The sequence below is a fragment of the Ensifer sesbaniae genome, from assembly GCF_013283665.1.
GTDB lineage: Bacteria > Pseudomonadota > Alphaproteobacteria > Rhizobiales > Rhizobiaceae > Ensifer > Ensifer sesbaniae.
The window spans coordinates 1,218,870-1,236,496 of sequence record NZ_JABEKU010000001.1 but is presented as its reverse complement, the minus strand read 5'-3'; the positions used below and the strand labels follow the sequence as shown (position 1 = coordinate 1,236,496).

General features: G+C 63.3%; 19 protein-coding genes. 11 read left to right on the top strand and 8 right to left on the bottom strand.

Annotated features, from left to right (window positions below; genetic code table 11):
* The first annotated feature begins 124 nt into the window (after positions 1 to 124).
* Together BHMPCIPO_RS05945 and tam are read left to right on the top strand one after the other, a co-directional pair.
* A complete protein-coding gene (locus BHMPCIPO_RS05945; RefSeq protein WP_173515905.1) occupies positions 125 to 787 on the top strand; it encodes a haloacid dehalogenase type II in 663 nt (220 codons plus the stop codon).
* A gap of 11 nt (positions 788 to 798) precedes the next feature.
* A complete protein-coding gene (gene tam, locus BHMPCIPO_RS05940) occupies positions 799 to 1,569 on the top strand; it encodes a trans-aconitate 2-methyltransferase (RefSeq protein ID WP_173515904.1) in 771 nt (256 codons plus the stop codon).
* A gap of 12 nt (positions 1,570 to 1,581) precedes the next feature.
* On the opposite strand, the gene BHMPCIPO_RS05935 is transcribed toward tam, so the two are convergent.
* Positions 1,582 to 2,475: a LysR family transcriptional regulator gene (locus BHMPCIPO_RS05935; protein ID WP_173515903.1), complete on the bottom strand. Its 894-nt coding sequence runs from the start codon at positions 2,473 to 2,475 to the stop codon at positions 1,582 to 1,584.
* A gap of 144 nt (positions 2,476 to 2,619) precedes the next feature.
* On the opposite strand from BHMPCIPO_RS05935, the gene BHMPCIPO_RS05930 reads away from it, so the two are divergent.
* Together BHMPCIPO_RS05930 and BHMPCIPO_RS05925 are read left to right on the top strand one after the other, a co-directional pair.
* A complete protein-coding gene (locus BHMPCIPO_RS05930; RefSeq protein ID WP_173515902.1) occupies positions 2,620 to 3,801 on the top strand; it encodes an MFS transporter in 1,182 nt (393 codons plus the stop codon).
* Between the two features lie 103 nt (positions 3,802 to 3,904).
* A complete protein-coding gene (locus BHMPCIPO_RS05925; RefSeq protein WP_173515901.1) occupies positions 3,905 to 4,741 on the top strand; it encodes an aldo/keto reductase in 837 nt (278 codons plus the stop codon).
* Between the two features lie 126 nt (positions 4,742 to 4,867).
* On the opposite strand, the gene BHMPCIPO_RS05920 is transcribed toward BHMPCIPO_RS05925, so the two are convergent.
* Positions 4,868 to 5,260 (bottom strand): DUF2780 domain-containing protein, encoded by a 393-nt coding sequence (locus BHMPCIPO_RS05920; RefSeq protein WP_173515900.1) that lies wholly within the window; start codon positions 5,258 to 5,260, stop codon positions 4,868 to 4,870.
* Positions 5,261 to 5,621: 361 nt separating this feature from the next.
* On the opposite strand from BHMPCIPO_RS05920, the gene BHMPCIPO_RS05915 reads away from it, so the two are divergent.
* Complete coding sequence (locus BHMPCIPO_RS05915) at positions 5,622 to 7,193, top strand: helicase HerA-like C-terminal domain-containing protein (RefSeq protein WP_173515899.1); 1,572 nt, start codon at positions 5,622 to 5,624, stop codon at positions 7,191 to 7,193.
* 153 nt (positions 7,194 to 7,346) lie between these two features.
* Here BHMPCIPO_RS05915 and BHMPCIPO_RS05910 read toward each other — a convergent pair whose 3' ends face one another.
* On the bottom strand, positions 7,347 to 7,769 hold the full coding sequence (locus tag BHMPCIPO_RS05910; protein ID WP_173515898.1) for an organic hydroperoxide resistance protein: 423 nt from the start codon (positions 7,767 to 7,769) through the stop codon (positions 7,347 to 7,349).
* Positions 7,770 to 7,884: 115 nt separating this feature from the next.
* Between BHMPCIPO_RS05910 and BHMPCIPO_RS05905 the strand changes: the two genes are divergently transcribed.
* Positions 7,885 to 8,361 (top strand): MarR family winged helix-turn-helix transcriptional regulator, encoded by a 477-nt coding sequence (locus BHMPCIPO_RS05905; protein WP_173515897.1) that lies wholly within the window; start codon positions 7,885 to 7,887, stop codon positions 8,359 to 8,361.
* Positions 8,362 to 8,431: 70 nt separating this feature from the next.
* Here the strand turns inward: BHMPCIPO_RS05905 and BHMPCIPO_RS05900 are convergent, their stop codons facing one another.
* Both BHMPCIPO_RS05900 and BHMPCIPO_RS05895 read right to left on the bottom strand, forming a co-directional pair.
* Positions 8,432 to 9,220 (bottom strand): L,D-transpeptidase family protein, encoded by a 789-nt coding sequence (locus tag BHMPCIPO_RS05900; protein WP_173515896.1) that lies wholly within the window; start codon positions 9,218 to 9,220, stop codon positions 8,432 to 8,434.
* A gap of 145 nt (positions 9,221 to 9,365) precedes the next feature.
* Entirely contained in the window at positions 9,366 to 11,699 is a 2,334-nt protein-coding gene (locus BHMPCIPO_RS05895) for a putative bifunctional diguanylate cyclase/phosphodiesterase (protein ID WP_173515895.1), read from the bottom strand.
* A gap of 287 nt (positions 11,700 to 11,986) precedes the next feature.
* Between BHMPCIPO_RS05895 and BHMPCIPO_RS05890 the strand changes: the two genes are divergently transcribed.
* Entirely contained in the window at positions 11,987 to 12,646 is a 660-nt protein-coding gene (locus BHMPCIPO_RS05890; protein WP_173515894.1) for a glutathione S-transferase family protein, read from the top strand.
* Positions 12,647 to 12,682: 36 nt separating this feature from the next.
* On the opposite strand, the gene BHMPCIPO_RS05885 is transcribed toward BHMPCIPO_RS05890, so the two are convergent.
* Positions 12,683 to 13,621: a LysR substrate-binding domain-containing protein gene (locus tag BHMPCIPO_RS05885; RefSeq protein ID WP_173515893.1), complete on the bottom strand. Its 939-nt coding sequence runs from the start codon at positions 13,619 to 13,621 to the stop codon at positions 12,683 to 12,685.
* Positions 13,622 to 13,710: 89 nt separating this feature from the next.
* On the opposite strand from BHMPCIPO_RS05885, the gene BHMPCIPO_RS05880 reads away from it, so the two are divergent.
* From BHMPCIPO_RS05880 to BHMPCIPO_RS05870, 3 genes are all read left to right on the top strand, one after another.
* A complete protein-coding gene (locus tag BHMPCIPO_RS05880; protein ID WP_246304271.1) occupies positions 13,711 to 13,920 on the top strand; it encodes a hypothetical protein in 210 nt (69 codons plus the stop codon).
* A 30-nt stretch (positions 13,921 to 13,950) separates the two neighbouring features.
* A complete protein-coding gene (locus BHMPCIPO_RS05875) occupies positions 13,951 to 14,304 on the top strand; it encodes an MmcQ/YjbR family DNA-binding protein (protein WP_173515892.1) in 354 nt (117 codons plus the stop codon).
* A 208-nt stretch (positions 14,305 to 14,512) separates the two neighbouring features.
* The gene (locus BHMPCIPO_RS05870) at positions 14,513 to 15,430 is read left to right on the top strand and encodes a bestrophin family protein (protein WP_173515891.1); all 918 of its coding nucleotides are present in this window, start codon (positions 14,513 to 14,515) and stop codon (positions 15,428 to 15,430) included.
* Between the two features lie 70 nt (positions 15,431 to 15,500).
* On the opposite strand, the gene BHMPCIPO_RS05865 is transcribed toward BHMPCIPO_RS05870, so the two are convergent.
* Positions 15,501 to 16,121, bottom strand: coding sequence for a glutathione S-transferase family protein (locus BHMPCIPO_RS05865; protein WP_173515890.1), 621 nt, complete (start codon positions 16,119 to 16,121; stop codon positions 15,501 to 15,503).
* A 229-nt stretch (positions 16,122 to 16,350) separates the two neighbouring features.
* Between BHMPCIPO_RS05865 and BHMPCIPO_RS05860 the strand changes: the two genes are divergently transcribed.
* Positions 16,351 to 17,082 (top strand): DUF4198 domain-containing protein, encoded by a 732-nt coding sequence (locus BHMPCIPO_RS05860; RefSeq protein WP_173515889.1) that lies wholly within the window; start codon positions 16,351 to 16,353, stop codon positions 17,080 to 17,082.
* Between the two features lie 162 nt (positions 17,083 to 17,244).
* Here the strand turns inward: BHMPCIPO_RS05860 and BHMPCIPO_RS05855 are convergent, their stop codons facing one another.
* Positions 17,245 to 17,616, bottom strand: coding sequence for a DUF4406 domain-containing protein (locus BHMPCIPO_RS05855; RefSeq protein WP_173515888.1), 372 nt, complete (start codon positions 17,614 to 17,616; stop codon positions 17,245 to 17,247).
* Positions 17,617 to 17,627: the final 11 nt, after the last annotated feature.

The window sequence follows — 17,627 nt, the reverse complement described above, 5'->3', positions numbered from 1 at the left end:
AAGAACGGTGACAGTTGGCTGCCTGATCAGGCATGATGCTGTAAGCCTTTGTTTTCGGATGGGCTTTGACGGGGCGATTCGACCTTGTCCCGCCAATGCCGAAGACAAATGACGGGAGGAAAAGATGTCCCACGCGGCCTATGTGTTTGACGCCTACGGCACGCTCTTTGACGTGCATGCGGCCGTCAGGCGCCACGCTGAGGAAATCGGGCCGGACGGGCAGGCTTTTTCCGAACTCTGGCGCGCCAAACAGCTCGAATATTCCTGGGTGCGCTCGCTGATGGGCAGCTATCAGGACTTCTGGCAACTGACCGAACAGTCGCTCGACTACGCCTTCGCACGGTTTCCCTCCGCCGACCCGAAACTTCGCAAGCGGCTGCTCGACGCCTATTGGGCGCTCGATTGCTATCCGGAAGTGCCGGCGGTTCTGAAAGGGCTCAAGGAGCGCGGCGCGCGCATCGCCATCCTCTCCAACGGCTCGCCGGCCATGCTTGCCTCTGCGGTCCGCAACGCGGCGCTCGACATCATCATCGACGACGTCTTTTCCGTCGACGCGGTGAAGGCCTTCAAGACTGCGCCTGCCGTCTACGACATCGTCACAACCGGGTACCGGCTCTACCCGCATGCCGTCTCCTTCCAGTCGTCGAACCGCTGGGACATTGCCGGGGCGACGAAATTCGGCTTCCGCACCGTATGGATCAACCGAGCTGACATGCCGGACGAGTATCGTGATCACGGGCCGGCGCTGATCCTGCCCTCTCTCGAAAGTCTGCAGTTCGGTATCTGAAGGATCTCCTGATGGCCTGGTCGCCTGCGCTGTATCTGAAGTTCGAAGACGAACGCACCCGGCCAGCCAGAGACCTTCTTGCCCAAGTGCCAGACCTGCCCGATGGGGTCGCCTTCGACCTCGGCTGCGGCCCGGGCAACTCCACCGAACTCATCCGCGACCGGTTTCCCGAGGCCACGCTTTCAGGCCTCGATAGCGACGAGAACATGCTCGTTGCGGCGGCGAAGCGGCTGCCCGGCGTCACCTTCGAGAAGGCGGATCTCGCAAACTGGGTTCCGCCTGCCGGCGCGGCGCTGTTTTACGGCAACGCTGTCTTCCAATGGCTTCCGAACCACCTGACGATCTTCGAAAGACTGATGGCGGCACTCGCATCGGGCGGCACGCTTGCGGTCCAGATGCCGGACAACCTTGGAGAGCCGAGCCATTTGCTGATGGAGGAGACGGCTCGCAGCCCGGCTTTCACCGACGTCTTTGCCGGCAAAACCATCCGCCGCAATCCCATGCCGAGCCCGGCAACCTATGTCGAATGCCTGGCGCCACAGGCGGCCGGCATCGAGGTCTGGCACACGATCTACTACCATCGGCTCGCCAATGCAGAAGCGATCGTCGAATGGGTGAAAGGTACGGGCCTGCGCCCCTATCTCGACGCCGTGCCGGAAGACAAACGTGACGCCTTCGTTGCCGACTACACGGACCGGATCCGCGCTGCCTATCCGGCGATGAGCGACGGCAAGGTCCTTCTGCGCTTCCCGAGACTTTTCATCGTCGCGGTGAGGGCATAGCGCCGGCCGACGCTACATGTGTTCGACCAGAAAATCGATGAAGGCGCGGATGCGCGCGGCGAGATGCTCATGGCCGGCATAGACGGCGTAGACCGTCTCGATCTCGCCCGACTGATAATCCTCGAGCAACGGTACGAGCGTTCCGGCCTTGAAATCCGGCTCGACGTGGAAGCGGCCGATACGGCCAATGCCGATGCCGGCAAGGCAAAGCTGGCGGACGATCGAACCGCTCGAGACCTGCATGTTGCCGAAGACCGAGCGCAGCTCCGCGGCCGGCTGCCCGGGCATGCGGAATGCCCATTCGTCGACGCTGCGACGGAAGTTGAAGCGGATGCAATTGTGGCCGTCGAGTTCATCCGGCGTTTGCGGTGTCCCGTGCCTTCCCAGATAGGCGGGCGATGCGATCACCACCGGGCGGCTTTCCATGAGCTTGCGTGCCTTCAGCGATGAATCACGCAACGGACCGGTGCGGATCGCCACGTCTGCCCTCTCGCCGACCACGTCGATCATGCTGTCGGTCAAGGTCAGGTCCAGCCGCACCTCCGGGTAGCGGGCGAGGAACTCCGGCGCGAGCGGCATGATGTAGCGCTCGCCGAAGCCGACGGCGGCATTCACTCGCAAAAGCCCCCGCGGTGTCATGCGGCCGCCGGCGGCGACGAGCTGTTCGGTTTCGACGATCTCGGTCAGGATTCGCTGCGCTCGCTGGAGGTAGACCTCCCCCTCCGGCGTCAGTTGCAGCGTCCTGGTCGAGCGCACGAGAAGCCGTGTGCCGAGCCGGTCCTCGATCCGCGTCACCAGTTTGCTGATTGCAGACGGCGACAGCTTCAGGCGCCGCGCGGCGGCCGAGAAGCTGCGGGTCTCCGAAACGGCAACGAAGACCTCCATCTCACCCGCCCGATTGTCCATGGGTCGTTACCTTTGAAATGAATTCACAGTCCTTTGTCCGATTATGCTTATTATCTTGCGGAGTGCAAAGGCTCATATTCCGCTTCGATTTCATCAACAACCAACGCGCCCGGCCCCTCCCAGCCGGGTGGGAAAGGTCTCGTCGTGCCCATTGCTATCCTTGCACTGACGATCGCGGCCTATGCGATCGGAACAACGGAATTCGTGATCGTCGGCCTGCTGCCGACAGTCGCCACCGACCTCAATGTCACTCTGCCGCTCGCCGGCCTGATCGTCAGCGTCTATGCGCTTGGCGTCACCTTCGGCGCGCCGGTGCTGACGGCGCTCACCGGCCGGATCGAGCGCAAGCCGCTTCTGATCGGCCTCATGGCGCTGTTCATCGTCGGCAACGCCGCCGCCGCACTGTCCCCCAGCTATGAGCCCCTGCTCGTCGCACGGGTCATTTCCGCCTTTGCCCATGGCGTATTCTTCTCGGTCGGCTCGACCATCGCCGCCGACCTCGTCCCGGAGGATCGCCGCGCCTCGGCCATTGCCATGATGTTCATGGGCCTCACGGTCGCGATCGTCACCGGCGTGCCGCTCGGTACCTGGATCGGCCAGACCTTCGGCTGGCGCGCCACCTTCTGGGCCGTGACCGGTCTCGGCGTCATCGCACTCACCGCGATCGTTGCCCTGCTGCCGAACACGCTCTCCAAGGCGCCACCGGCCAAGCTCATCGACCAGGTGCGTGTGCTCGGTTCCGGCCGCCTGCTGATCGTCTTTGCCATGACCGCGCTCGGCTACGGCGGCACATTCGTCGCCTTCACTTTCCTCGCGCCGATCCTGCAGGACATCACCGGCTTCTCCGAAGGCGCCGTCAGCCTGATCCTCGTGCTCTATGGTGTTGCCATCGCCATCGGCAACATTGCCGGCGGCAAGATCGCCAACCGCGATCCGGTGAAGGCGCTTGTCGGCCTGTTCCTGGCCCAGGCGGCCGTGCTGGTGCTCTTTACTTTCACCGCTCCCGCGCCGGCGCTGACGCTGGTGACGCTTGCCGCGCTCGGCTTCCTGTCCTTCGCCAACGTGCCGGGCCTGCAGCTCTATGTGGTGCAGCTTGCCAAGCAGTACCGTCCGGGTGCCGTCGATGTCGCCTCGGCGCTCAACATCGCAGCCTTCAACCTCGGCATTGCCGTCGGCGCCTGGCTCGGTGGCGTGGTCGTCGCCTCACCGCTTGGTCTCGGGATGACGCCGGTCATCGGTGCCCTGCTCGTCGCGGCCGCCCTGATGCTCACGCTCTTGAGCTGCGTTCTTGATCGTCGAGCAGGCGCCGCCTACCAACCGGCTTGATCCGCCGCCCTCGAGGACCACCTATAGATCGTTCCTTTCTCGCCCGGCCATGCGGCCGGGCGCTCGCCAAGTACGGCAGGTCAAGTACAAGGAGTTACCCACCATGCATTCCGTCAATTCAAACGGCGCCAACATTCCAGCGCTCGGCTTCGGCACCTTCCGCATGCCTGGCGCCGACGTGCTGCGGGTGCTGCCGGAAGCACTCAAGCTCGGCTTCCATCACGTCGACACGGCGCAGATCTACGGCAACGAGGCCGAGGTCGGCGAAGCCATCCATAACTCTGGCGTCTCGCGCGCCGACATCTTCCTCACCACCAAGGTCTGGGTCGACAACTATGCGTATCGGGACTTCCTCGCCTCGGTCGACGAGAGCCTGAAGAAGCTGAGGACCGACCATGTCGACCTGCTTCTCTTGCATTGGCCGGGCGGCAGCGACGTACCGATGGCAGAGCGCATCGGCGCCCTCAACGACGTGCGGAAGGCCGGCAAGGTCCGCCACATCGGCGTCAGCAACTTCAACACGGCGCAGATGGAAGAAGCCGTGAAGCTCAGCGATGCGCCGATCGCCACCAACCAGGTCGAGTATCACCCCTATCTCGACCAGACCACGGTGCTCGGAACCGCACGCAAGCACGGCATGTCGATCACCGCCTATTACGCAATGGCCAACGGCAAGGTCCCGAACGATCGGCTGCTCAGGGAGATCGGCGAGCGCCACGGCAAGACGGCCGCCCAAGTGGCCCTGCGCTGGCTGGTGCAGCAGAAGGATGTGGTCGCTCTGTCCAAGACTGCGACGATCGATCGGCTGAGGGAAAATTTCGCGATCTTCGACTTCGCGCTCGGCGATGGCGAGATGGTGGAGATCAACGCCCTTGCCCGCCCGGATGGCCGGATCGTCAATCCGGACGGCCTCGCACCGGTCTGGGACAAGGCTGCTTGATCTGCAAGCGAAAGCAGCCGGGCGCGACCGTAGGATCGGTTCCAGCTCAGGCCGGCACTGCGGGAATCAAAACACCCGCCGGATCGCTCCGGCGGGTGTTTTGTCGGCCCGCAAGGACACCGCGGATCAGACGAACTGGCTGAGGCCCGGAACCGAGGCGACGACTTCGTCGACCACTTCGTCGCCGGCCTTTTCCTTGGCGAAAGCAATGGTTTCCTTGGCGAGCGAGGTGATCTCGCCCATGCCGAGGCCCTGGCTCATCAGCTGCTGGCCGAGCGCCATGACGCCGCCGCCGCCGATGGCCGACATCAGGCCGCCAAGCAGGCCGCCGCCGCCCGAACCTTCGCCGTTGTACTGGGCGATCAGCTCGGATGCGCCCGGGATCGCTTCGATCATCCTGGCAACCGGGCCGTCGGCGGCTTCGCGCTGCAGAAAACCGAGGATCATGCCGACAGCCTTTTCGGCCGTTGCCGGCTCAATGCCAACGTTTTCCGCGACGCGCGTGACCAGTTCATTCATGGACTTAACTCCCTCATTGGGTTTTTGACGTTGACGTCAAGGTAAATGATCACTTCGAAAATGACAAGCGGCGACGGCTGCCGGCGCCGGACAAACTCACGGCTTTCGGCCGGCATCTGCAGGCCCCTTTCAATGGCGCCCAGCCCGCGAAAAGCCGATGGTTTCACGGTGCCGCAGGCTTGGCAAGGCGTCGAGCCGAGCACTGTTCACCCATCCGCTTTCCCGTTCCCTGGACGGGAACAGTCCAGTTGCCGGGCGTGACTGCACCACCTATAACAGGAGCGAGCCACACAGCGATGACGGGCGCCGGCAAAAACCGCGAACCGCCCGCTTTCATTGACGAAACGGAGATGAAGCCCACATGTTGGAAGAAGGCAAGCTCTTTATCGGCACCAGCCGCAAGCCTGATGATTCGATCAACAAGGGCGAGTATCTGGAACTCAAATTCGGCAACCGCCATGGCCTGATCACCGGCGCTACCGGCACCGGCAAGACGATCACCCTGCAGGTCCTCGCCGAAGGCTTCTCCAACGCCGGTGTCCCGGTCTTCTGTGCGGACGTCAAGGGCGATCTCTCCGGCATCGGCGCCATCGGCGAACCCAAGGACTTCATCCTGAAACGCGCCGAACAGATCGGCCTGCCGACGAACCCCTACGAGTTCCAGGAATTCCCGGTCATCTTCTGGGACCTCTACGGCGAGAAGGGCCATCGCGTCCGCACCACCATGTCGGAGATGGGACCGCTGCTGCTGTCGCGGCTGATGAATGCGACCGACGCGCAGGAAGGCGTGCTCAACATCGCCTTCAAGATCGCCGATCAGGGCGGCCTGCCGCTGCTCGATCTCAAGGACCTGCAGGCGCTGCTCAACTACATGGGCGACAATGCCAGTGCACTTTCCAACCAGTTCGGCTTCATCTCCAAGGCCTCGGTCGGCTCGATCCAGCGCGAGCTACTGATCCTCGAGCAGCAGGGCGCCGAGCATTTCTTCGGCGAGCCGGCGCTGAAGATCACCGACATCATGCGCACGACCAACGACGGACGCGGCGCGATCTCGGTGCTGGCGGCCGACAAGCTGATGATGAACCCGCGGCTTTACGCGACTTTCCTGCTCTGGCTGCTTTCGGAGCTCTTCGAAGAGCTGCCGGAAGTGGGCGACCCGGACAAGCCGAAGCTGGTCTTCTTCTTCGACGAGGCGCATCTGCTCTTCAACGACGCGCCGAAGGCGCTGATCGAACGCGTCGAACAGGTCGTGCGCCTGATCCGCTCCAAGGGCGTCGGCGTCTACTTCGTCACCCAGAACCCGCTCGACGTGCCGGATACCGTTCTCGGCCAGCTCGGCAACCGCGTCCAGCATGCGCTGCGCGCCTATACGCCGCGCGACCAGAAGGCGGTGAAGACGGCCGCCGATACCTTCCGTCCGAACCCGGACTTCGATTGCGCCACCGTCATCACCAATCTCGGCACCGGCGAGGCGCTGGTCTCGACGCTCGAAGGCAAGGGCGCGCCCTCGATGGTCGAGCGCACGCTCGTGCGTCCGCCGCAGTCGCGCGTCGGCCCGCTGACCGAGGCCGAGCGGCAGAAGGTGATGGACGTCAGCCCCGTCCGTGGCCTCTACGACGAAGACTTCGACCGCGAGTCGGCCTACGAGCTTCTGGCGGCACGCGCCAAGAAGGCAGCCGACGCGCAGGCAGAGGCGCAGGAACGGGCCGAGCAGCAGACGACTGAAGCCAATACCGGCGGCAGCCGCTGGACGCTGCCGGGCTTCGGCGACGACGAGCCGGAAGCGTCCGGCAAGCAGGCGCGTCCGCGCAGCTCCGGCTACCAGCGCGAGACGGTCGTCGAAGCCGCAATGAAATCGGTCGCCCGCACCGTCGCCACCCAGGTCGGCCGCGCCCTGGTGCGCGGCATCCTCGGCAGCCTCAGCCGGCGCTGACCACGACCGTGAGGGCAAGGGTACCTCGACGACGCTGAGGCGCGGCGGCCGCCGCCTCCTGCAGCGGGGCTGGAGGGAGCATCATGCCCCTGAGAACACAAAAGCCCGGCGGAAGAACCGCCGGGCTTTTGGATTCCTATTGGAATTGAGATCTCAGGCAACCGTCAGCTTGACGTCGATATTGCCCTTGGTCGCGTGGCTATAGGGGCAAACGATATGCGCCTTCTGGACGAGGTCTTCGAGAACCGCCTTGTCGACGCCAGGCGACGAGATCTCAAGCGCGGCATCGATGCCGAAGCCGGTACCATCGTCGCGCGGGCCGATACCGACGGTTCCCGTCACCTTCGTGTCCTCCGGAAGCTTTACCTTCTCCTTGCCGGCAACGAACTTCAGCGCGCCGAGGAAGCAGGCCGAGTATCCGGCGGCGAAAAGCTGCTCCGGGTTGGTGCCGCGGGCGCCGTCGCCGCCGAGCTCCTTCGGCACGGTGAGGGTGACATCCAGAACGCCGTCAGCGCTCTTGGCCTGGCCAGCACGGCCACCGGTTGCGGATGCAGTGGTGCGATAGAGAATAGGCATTGGCGGGTCTCCTTTGCGTTTCCGAGTGGATGCGAATTAGATAGCGCGAAATTCAATTGTGCGCAAATTAATTTTGCAAATTGCATTTTTGGCGTGTTTTTGCGAAGATGCGACGATGACTGACAAGGCGACACATAACGATACCATCCCCGAGGAAGCGCTGGCGCTCGGCCAGCAACTCTGCTTCGCCGTCTATTCGGCGGCGCATGCTTTCAACCGCGCCTACAAGCCGTTGCTCGACCGTTTCGGCCTTACCTATCCACAATATCTCGTTCTGCTCGCGCTGTGGCAACAGGACGAGATGACGGTAAAGCGCATCGGCGAGGAAATCGGGCTCGATTCCGGAACGCTGTCCCCGCTTCTCAAACGCCTGGAGGTGGCCGGATATGTCGCACGCCAGCGCGATCCGGGTGACGAGCGGCAGGTGATCGTCCGCCTCACGGAAAAGGGCCGCGGCCTCAAGCGCGAAGCCTTCGGCATTCTCATGGATATCGGCAAGGCTTCAGGCTGCAGCCTGGACGAAGCGGGCGAAATCCGGGAAACGCTGCATCAATTGACGCGGCAGCTCAATTCCGGTCACAGCGCGGACTGATCGCAGCGGAACTAGCGGAGGCATCCACCGCATGAGCGATGGGACGCAGTGAGCGACGACATCAGCGGTTTCAGATGACGAGGATCGGCGCCTTGCCGCGCACGCGATCGTAAAGATCCATGACATCCTGGTTGAGCATTCGCACGCAGCCGGACGAAACGGCCTTGCCGATCGACTTCCATTCCGGCGTCCCGTGGACGCGATAAAGCGTGTCCTGACCATTCTGGAAGATGTAGAGCGCGCGCGAACCCAAGGGGTTGTTGAGACCCGGCGCCATGCCGCCGTTCTTGGCCGAATATGGTTTCAGCTGCGGCTGGCGGGCGACCATGCTGTCCGGCGGGGTCCAGCGCGGCCACTTCTGCTTCCACTGGATGACGCCGCGGCCCGACCAGGCGAATCCCTCGCGACCGAGGCCGACGCCATAACGCAGCGCCCTGCCCCCCGGCTGGATCAGATAGAGGTAACGGTCGCCGGTATCGACGACGATCGTTCCCGGCTGCTCGCCGAAGGGATCGCTGACCTCCTGGCGATAGAAACGCGCGTCGATCTGGCGGAAGGGAATGGCCGGCACCTGATAGCCGCCGTCATTCACGGAGGCATAGATGTCCTCGACGTAGAGGTCCTGCGGCGGAAGGCCGGTCGGCAGCGGCCCCGGGCCATCCTGCCTCTCATAGATGCCTTCGGCGCGCGGATCGGTAAAGCGTCCCTCGAGCGCGGGATTGCGGAACACCGGCGCCGTCTCATAGCGGAAGACATCCGTGTTCATCGAGGAGGTGCAGCCTGCAAGGCCGGCAGAGGCAAGCGCCAATCCGGACGAGCGGAGAAACTGACGGCGGGAGAAGAGAACTGAAGAGGACATCGAACTCTGGAGGGCTTGAGTGCGGCCTGAGGAGTGCTGCATGAAATTGCTTAACGAAATACTACGCACAGCCCCTCGAAATGGGGGCGATGCTTGCATTTGCGGCTGGACCGAAGCTTGCGTCGCGGCGTGAAGCGGAGGGAACTTAGACGCTATGGGCACTGAAACGCGGCTGGCGCATCAATGCTTCAAAATCAGGCGCGGCCAGTGGCCGGCTGAAGAAATAGCCTTGGATCTCGTCGCAACCGCTCCGGCGCAGAAACTCGACCTGGGCCTGGTTTTCCACACCTTCGGCGATGACGCGCAGGCCGAGGTTTTGGGCGAGCGAGATGATCGCCGCCGTGATCGCATTGTCGTCGAGATCGACGGGAATGTCCGCAACGAAGGACCGGTCGATCTTCAGGCGGCGCACCGGAAAGCGTTTCAGGGCGCTGAGGCTCGAATAGCCGGTACCGAAATCGTCGATTGCCAGGTGCACGCCGATCGCCTGCAGTTCGTGCATGGTGGCGATTGCGCCTGGCACGTCCTGCATGATCAGGCTTTCCGTGAGTTCCAGTTCGAGACAGCAGGGCTCAAGTCCGGTTTCGGCAAGGATGGCCGCCACGTGGCCGGCCCAGTTGCGCTCGCGGAACTGGCGCGCCGAAACGTTGACGCTGACGATCAGCGGCGGCAGACCGGCATCCTGCCAGCCCTTGGCCTGGCGGCAGGCGGCACGCAGCACCCAGTCGCCGATCGGCACGATCAGCCCGGTTTCTTCGGCGAGCGGAATGAACGCGGCCGGAGAGACCGTGCCCCGATCGGGGTGACGCCAACGCAGCAGCGCTTCGGCTGCGAAAACGCGGCCATTCGCAAGGTTCATCTGCGGCTGGAACTGCAGGAAGAACTCGTCACGCGCCAGTGCCCTGCGCAGTTCCTCCTGCTGGCGCAGCTTTTCGTGCGCCTTGGCAGCCATTTCCTCCGTGAAGACCTGCAGATTGTTGCGACCGAACTCCTTCGCCCGATACATCGCCATGTCGGCATTGGCGAGCAGTTCGCCCACCGTCTTGCCCTGATTGGGAAAGCAGGCGACGCCCATGCTACAGGTGACCTGCAAGCTCCGGCCTTCGATCTCCACCGGTGCGGCGATGGCGCGGCGAATATCCTCAAGCCTCGCCAGTACGACATCACGCTCGCAGGGAAGGCCGTTCAACAGCAGGATGAATTCGTCGCCGCCGACACGCACGACCATGTCGGACTTGCGCACCGACGAACGCATGCGCGATGCCGTGACCTTCAACAGTTCATCGCCGGCCGCATGGCCGAGCGTGTCGTTGACCAGCTTGAAATTGTCGAGGTCGAGGAAGGCGAGCACCGCCCATTGACCGGTACCGCGCAGGGCCTCCAGCGCCTCGGCGACCTGTTCCTCGAACAGCGCCCGGTTCGGCAGGCCCGTCAGCGCATCATGATGCGCCATGAAACTGATACGGTCCTCTGCCTGCTTGCGCTCGATGGCGATACCCGCCAGATGCGCCACCATCGCGATCAACTCCCGCTGCCCGTCGTCGGGAACACCAACCGAGCCGGAATAGAGCGCGAAGGTACCAAGCACCTTGCGGTCGCGCGAATGGACCGGCGTCGACCAGCAGGAGCGGAAACCATAGGGTCGAACGAACTCGCGATATTCGTCCCAGAGAGGATCGGCGAGAATATCCGAGACGATCACCTGCTCGCCGCGCCAGGCGGCGGTACCGCAGGAACCCATGCGAGGACCGATCTCGACACCATGGATGGTGGCACAATAGGCCTCGTCGAGGCTTGGCGCTGCGCCGTGGGAGAGATAGCGGCCATCGGCAGACAACAACAGCACCGACCCTTTGATCCCGGGCATCAGCGCCTCGATCAGCAGGATCATGTCCCGGAAGAACTCGTCGAGCGGCCGGCCGTTGGCGATCATTTCCAGGAGGCGGGCTTGCCCTTCGAGCAAGCGCTCGGCGGCCTTGCGGTCGGAGATATCGCGCGACACGCCGACGACGCCGACGATCTTGCCGCGCTTGTTGCGCAGCGGCACCTTGGAGGTCATCAGCCAGCGGTCGCGGCCCTTGCTGACGATCGCCCGTTCCTCGATGCCGAAAATCGGCTCTCCGGTCTCGATGACGCGGCGCTCGATGTCGGCGATCGCCTTTGCCATATGCGGCGGATGGAGATCGAAGTCGGTCTTGCCGACGATATCACTCAGCGCCGCCAGCCCGTTGTCGGCAACAGTCACCTGGTTGGCGATGAGGAACCGCCCTTCGACATCCTTGGCATAGATGTAGTCGGGCACATGGTTGATCATCGTTTCCAACCAGTAGTGGCGGTCGGCGATGTCGGGTTCGGTAGGAAAGATGCGCGCCACTTCTTCGGCCAGCCGGTGGCTGGCATCGATCAGGCGACGTGTATCCTCGTTGCCGCCGCCGTTTATGGCGGCATATCGCGGATTGCGGGACGTGTTCTTCGCCAAGCAGCCCTCCCGACGCGTTTGGTCACGTCGCTGGTCGATCTTTTCCCCACTTCACGTTAGACGAGCAAGAGTTAGCCCTTCCTAAATAACTTGTAGAGAAATCGTGTAGAGGTTGCAATCTCGAAGTCGCGCCGCCCGCAGCGGCCGGACCAACGGCGCGAACGACACGTCGACAATCGGCCGCATGGCCTATCAAAAGATTTCATGCGTGATATCAGCGGCCTGGGCTTCCGCCCTCCCTCGCGCTTACCTAAGACAGGGGCACGCAACGACGGGAGGAGTTCGACATGCTGACGATCTACGGGGTCTATCGCTCGCGCGCATCGCGCAACTACTGGATGGCGCGGGAGCTCGGCATCCCCTTCAAATCCGTGCCGGTCATCCAGGCGCGCCGGGTCGCCGATCCGCTTGCCGCCAATGCGCCCATCAACACCAAGTCGCCGGCCTTCCTCGCCGTCAACCCGATGGGGCTGATCCCGGCGATCGACGACGACGGCGTCGTGCTGACGGAATCGCTTGCCAACAATCTCTATCTCGCGCGCAAATATGGCGGCCCTCTGGCGCCGGCCGATATCCGTGAAGAAGGACTGATCGGCAACTGGACGATGTGGGCGGCGACCGAGGTCGAGCCGCATGCCGTGCAGATCGTGCTCACCTACGACTACGGCAACGAGGAAACTGAAGAAGGCAAGGCAACGATCGCGAGATGCGCCAAGGCCCTCGACAAGGCCTTCGCCCGCCTGGAGGGCCTCCTCGACGGGCGGGACTATGTGGTCGGCGATCGCTTCACCGTGGCGGATCTCAACCTTGCGGAAGTGTTCCGCTACACAATGAGCCAGAAGCAGCTTTTCGACAGATATCCGCGCGTGGCCGCCTGGCTTGCCCGTTGCCACGACCGGCCGGCGTTCAAGGCGATGATGGACGTGCGCTTGGCGGAACCGGAATAGACCGCCGCGAACGGCTCGACGGCTGCCCGGGTATCGTCAAGTCATGGTCCCCGCGTCGAAGCGAACGCGCGGCGCCCTGAGATCGAGCAGGCGCATGCCCTCTTCCACCTCGTCACGAACCCAGCGCTTGAAGGCGGCCGCGGCCTTGCTTTCCCGCCGCGATGGCGAGCTGACGAAATAGTGGCCGTAGCCCGTCTCGACACGAATGCCGAAGGGCACGACCAGACTGCCCTGGCTGATCGCGAAACCGGCCAGCGTCTGCCAGGCGAGCATGACACCCTGCCCCGAGATCGCCGCGTCGAGCACCAGCGACGCCTCGTTGAACGTGTGGCGCACGCGCATTTCGGCGCCGGAGAGGCCGACTTCGCGAAGCCACACCTCCCAGCTGAACATCGAGTGACCGTCGATCACGGCAGGGAGCTTTAGAATATCTGCAGGTACACGCAGGTTCTCTGCCATGGACGGCGAACAGACGGGAAAGACCTCCTGCTGCAACAGCAGTTCGGATTTCACACCGGGCCATTCGCCGGAGCCGACTCGGATGCCGACGTCCACATCGGACGTGTCGAGATTGACGAGCTTCGTCGTGGCATCGATACGCAGGCGAATGTCCGGGTGACGCTCGGCGAAGCGGTTGAGCCGATAGACCAGCCAGCGGGCGGCAAAGACCGGTGCCACCGAGATTGTCAACACTGACTCGTCGCGCCGCCGTGCCGAAGCCACGGCCTCTGCCAGTTCCTGAAAGGCGTTGCCGAGGCGCGCGAGGAACCGCTGGCCAAAGTCGGTCGGGACGAGGCCCCGCGACGTTCGCTCGAACAGGACGCGGCCGAGCTGGGCCTCCGCCTTGGCGATCTGCTGGCTGACGGCGCCGGAGGTCACGCCGAGTTCCTCTGCCGCTGCGGCGAGCGAGCCCAGTCGACCGGCAGCTTCGACCGCGCGCAGTCCGTTCAGATGGACGGAGTTCAGATCCCTCATATAGTTTTTCTAAACTCGTTCGGTGCCATTCTCAATTGAAAAGAGAGCGGGACAGGCAGATCATCCAACGAACGAAAGGATGGTCCGCCATGTTGAAGCTTCTCTCGACGTTGACCGCATTCGCCACTTCGGAAAATCGGAAGCAGGATACGCCACTGGCCTGGGCGCGCGACCCGCTGCAGCACCCGGATCTCGAGCGCATGGACGAACGCGAACTCGGTGATCTGCCCTTCCCCGGCTGGCCCTGGCCGCGCGCGACCGAATGCGGCGGCGACTACCTGCAGGCCGGGGGCCGGTGACGAACAAGGGCCTTGTGATAAGCTGACGGGATGAGCGAGGACCTCGACCGCAATTTCGCGCGCATCGTCAAGCTGGCGGAAGCCGCCGGCCTGCCGGACGTTTCGGTCGGCACCTCCTACGGCACGCCGGCGCTGCTGGTGAAGGACAAGAGCTTCGCGCGCATGAAGGATGACGAGACGCTCGTCGTCATGTGCGCGCTTGAAGAAAAGGAGATGCTGCTGGAACTCGATCCGCGGCTCTATTTCGAGACGGACCATTACAAGGGCTGGCCTGCCATGCTCCTCCGGCTCTCGGAGATCGACGATGGAAGTCTAACCGGGCGGCTGATTGCCGCCTGGCGGGAAAAAGCGCCGAAGAGGCTTTCTGCAAGCTTCGGCAGCTGAATTCTGCACTACTTCACGTGAGCGGACACCGGGCGGCGCCCTACGGTGTCGGTCGGTGTCTGCTGACCTTTTCGACCAGGGAGGCTTTGCCGTCGACATCCGGGGCGAAAATCTCGATGCTGCAGCCGGCGCGATCGAATGATGCGCCCTTCCATTTCGGAGCCAGCGCCTATACCGGTGGAAACGATAGCCGCACAGGTGCTCTTCCATGATCGTTCGCGACCGCCCCAGCCTTCTGAAACTGTTCTTCATCCTCAGGGGATCGGTCATTCAGCGGATATTTCCGCAGGTGCTGTTCGTCTTCGGACTTTCCGCCCTCGTCGTCTGGGCGCACCGCTTCGATCCGCAAATCGTGCCAAGCGTCAACAGTGGCCCGTTCGCGCTGCTCGGCATCGCGCTTTCCGTGTTTCTCGGCTTTCGCAACAATGCCTGTTACGACCGCTGGTGGGAGGCGCGAAAGGATTGGGGGCAGCTGATTTTCACGTCGCGCGATCTTGCCCGCCAGACGCTGATCCTGGACGAGACGTCGGGGAAAGCGGCGCGGCGGCGCCTGCTCAATCTGACGATCGCGTTTGCCCACGCCCTGGTCTGCCACCTGCGGCCGGGCAACCATGTCGCCAGGACGCTCGAGTGGATACCTGGCGATCTGGTTCCAGGCTACAAGGCGAGCCGCAATCCGCCGGACTTCCTGTTGCGCGCGATGGGCCGCGACCTTGCCGGTCTTCGTGCATCCGGCACGATCAGCGACTTTCAGTGGACACTGCTGGACGGTACGGTCGGCAAGATGTCGGCGACGCTCGCTGCGTGCGAGCGAATCCGCAACACGCCAGTGCCCTTCGGCTACACGCTGCTTCTCCACCGCACCGCCTATCTATTCTGCTTCCTGCTGCCCTTCGGCTTTGCCGATGCGCTCGGCTGGGCGACGCCCTTCGTCACCGCGCTGGTTGCCTACACGTTCTTCGGCCTCGACGCGCTTGGCGACGAGCTAGAGGAGCCGTTCGGCGTGCTGCCGAACGACCTGCCGATCGTGGCACTCGCCGAAACGATCGAGATCAACCTGCGCGAGGCGCTGGGCGAAGCCGACCTTCCGCCCCTGCCGCAACCGAAGGACTACATGCTGATGTAGCCAGGACGGCCCGTGGCCCAAGGCGCGTCGTAAGTAATAGCAAGACCGCTGCGCGCTTTTGCGCGACAGGTCAGAGCTTGACCGCCGCCAATACTCGGGCAACGGCCGGGCGCGTCGTCATGCGATTGCGGTGATCCAGCACTTTCGGAAAAAGAGCGGGATCGACGCCATCCGATTCCAGCCAGCCGGCAATGGTGAACAGGTAGGGATCGGCGACTGAATAGGCCTCGCCCATGACGAAGGGCCCTTCGAACATCCTGTTTTCGATCAGTTCGAAGCAGGCCGTCATGTTGGATGCGACCTTGGCCCTCATCGCCTCATGCGCGGCGGGATCGTCCGCCCAGCGCGCACCGCGGCGGCCATGGGCATGGGCGACATGCACCGTCGAGCACAGATAGTTCATGAACGACTGCAACTGCGCAAAAGCAAACGCATCACCCCTTGGTGCCAGGTTCGCCGCCGGATGCGTCTCAGCGATATAGGTGAGGATCGCCGGCGTTTCGGTGACGACGCCGCGGTCGGTCAGAAGCGCCGGCACCCGGCCCTTCGGGTTTACCGCGAGATAATCGGGCTTGGTCTGTTCGGCGGTCGAGAAATCGACGCGGCGCGCCTCGTAGTCAGCACCAGCCTCCTCAAGCGCGATATGCGAGGCCAACGAGCAGGTCCCCGGTGCGTAGAACAATTTCAACACTTCAACTCTCCTCTGCGGTCAGGTGGATCGAATGACTTAGCGTCGATCGCGCCGAGCCGACAGTATCAATACTCGCGAATTGAAGCGAATTCGGGCGAAGCCCAAAGGGTTTTCTCCACTCCTGTTCCCGCGTGCGACCCGCAGAAGGAAGGATGTCACCCGGATTGACAAGCCGGAACGGATTTCAATACAACGTGAATGTTACGTTATAACATTTTCGGAGTTGCTTATGAAGACGCTCTTTTCAACCTTCATCGCCGCCAGCCTGTTTGCCGCCGCTGCGACACCCGCCTTTGCCCATGGCGCATGGATCGGCGAGCGGTGGGGAACGCTCGCCGTCATCTACGGCCACGGCCCGGCGGACGAAGCCTATGATCCGGCCAAAGTAAAATCGGTCTCGGCGCTTGACGAGGACGGCAAGGCATTGCCGGTGACGATCGTGCCCGCCGACAACCACGCCTTATTGAAACTCGACGGCGAACCCGCAATCATCGCTCTCGAGTTTGACAACGGCTATTGGAGCGAAGGCGCCAACGGCAAATGGGTGAACAAGCCGAAGAACGAGGTTCCCGGCGCCAAGCAGGCGAGCCATTCCGTCAAGTACAGCATCGCGCTGGTGCATGCGCATGGCGACCTGCCGGACTTCCCGGCACAGCCGCTGCAGATTGTTCCTCTCGACAACCCCATCGGCCTGAAGCCCGGTGAAAGATTTCGCGTCCGCCTGCTGCTCGACGGCAAGCCGCTCGAAGGCAAGGAAATCACCCTGGACTACGCGGGACTGCCCGAGTTCGTCTCCGAAAAGACGGACGCGAATGGCGAAGCCGAGGTGACGCTACGCAATGCCGGCGTCAACATCCTCGCCGTCAGTCACGCGATCCCGCTCGAAGGTAACGCCGCAGCCGACAAGAAGGGGCTGACGGCGACGCTGACCTTCGTCGCCGCGCCGCACGTGCACGAGTAGATCCGCCTCCCCGGTCATGCGGCAGCTCAGCCAGAACATCCACCCTATGCTCGAGGGCGGCGTGAAGGATTGAACCGCGCATCGGTCCCGAGGATGACGTGCGGAGGCGTGTGGAAACCTCATACTCGGCCCGGCAGGCTATCTCTGCCGGGCCGTTTTCGGTCACGCAACGAGCGCCTCGCCGCAACCGGGCACATCTACCAGGCGATGGTAGACGGGTATGCCGCGCTCGCGGGCAATGCGCACATCGTTGTCGGCTCCCTTGCTGTCACCCGGCAAGCGCAACACAGCATCGCAAAGCGCCAGCAGGCGTCCGGCCACCGGGTGGAAGATTTCCTCGTAGAGCCCATCCCCCACCCGCTCGCCGCCCGCCGCATTCCACACCGGCAGCGCCACCCATTCGCCGATCATCGGCACGTGCCCGGCTTTAAACAGCGCATAGGACGGCTCTTCCAATCGCTTCAGGTTGGCGGCCATCTTGTCCGGATCGTCTTCCGTTCCCGAGCGATAGGGACCTGCGATCAAAATCAGCATGATTTTCTCCA

Bases quoted from the DNA above. Each gene is read 5' to 3' on its own strand.
- BHMPCIPO_RS05855 (WP_173515888.1), bottom strand. From the start codon at position 17,616: ATGCTGATTTTGATCGCAGGTCCCTATCGCTCGGGAACGGAAGACGAT.
- BHMPCIPO_RS05905 (WP_173515897.1), top strand. From the start codon at position 7,885: ATGACTGACAAGGCGACACATAACGATACCATCCCCGAGGAAGCGCTG.
- BHMPCIPO_RS05945 (WP_173515905.1), top strand. From the start codon at position 125: ATGTCCCACGCGGCCTATGTGTTTGACGCCTACGGCACGCTCTTTGAC.
- BHMPCIPO_RS05860 (WP_173515889.1), top strand. From the start codon at position 16,351: ATGAAGACGCTCTTTTCAACCTTCATCGCCGCCAGCCTGTTTGCCGCC.
- BHMPCIPO_RS05870 (WP_173515891.1), top strand. From the start codon at position 14,513: ATGATCGTTCGCGACCGCCCCAGCCTTCTGAAACTGTTCTTCATCCTC.
- BHMPCIPO_RS05875 (WP_173515892.1), top strand. From the start codon at position 13,951: ATGAGCGAGGACCTCGACCGCAATTTCGCGCGCATCGTCAAGCTGGCG.
- BHMPCIPO_RS05935 (WP_173515903.1), bottom strand. From the start codon at position 2,475: ATGGACAATCGGGCGGGTGAGATGGAGGTCTTCGTTGCCGTTTCGGAG.
- BHMPCIPO_RS05910 (WP_173515898.1), bottom strand. From the start codon at position 7,769: ATGCCTATTCTCTATCGCACCACTGCATCCGCAACCGGTGGCCGTGCT.
- BHMPCIPO_RS05900 (WP_173515896.1), bottom strand. From the start codon at position 9,220: ATGTCCTCTTCAGTTCTCTTCTCCCGCCGTCAGTTTCTCCGCTCGTCC.
- BHMPCIPO_RS05890 (WP_173515894.1), top strand. From the start codon at position 11,987: ATGCTGACGATCTACGGGGTCTATCGCTCGCGCGCATCGCGCAACTAC.
- BHMPCIPO_RS05880 (WP_246304271.1), top strand. From the start codon at position 13,711: ATGTTGAAGCTTCTCTCGACGTTGACCGCATTCGCCACTTCGGAAAAT.
- BHMPCIPO_RS05920 (WP_173515900.1), bottom strand. From the start codon at position 5,260: ATGAATGAACTGGTCACGCGCGTCGCGGAAAACGTTGGCATTGAGCCG.
- BHMPCIPO_RS05925 (WP_173515901.1), top strand. From the start codon at position 3,905: ATGCATTCCGTCAATTCAAACGGCGCCAACATTCCAGCGCTCGGCTTC.
- BHMPCIPO_RS05885 (WP_173515893.1), bottom strand. From the start codon at position 13,621: ATGAGGGATCTGAACTCCGTCCATCTGAACGGACTGCGCGCGGTCGAA.
- BHMPCIPO_RS05915 (WP_173515899.1), top strand. From the start codon at position 5,622: ATGTTGGAAGAAGGCAAGCTCTTTATCGGCACCAGCCGCAAGCCTGAT.
- tam (WP_173515904.1), top strand. From the start codon at position 799: ATGGCCTGGTCGCCTGCGCTGTATCTGAAGTTCGAAGACGAACGCACC.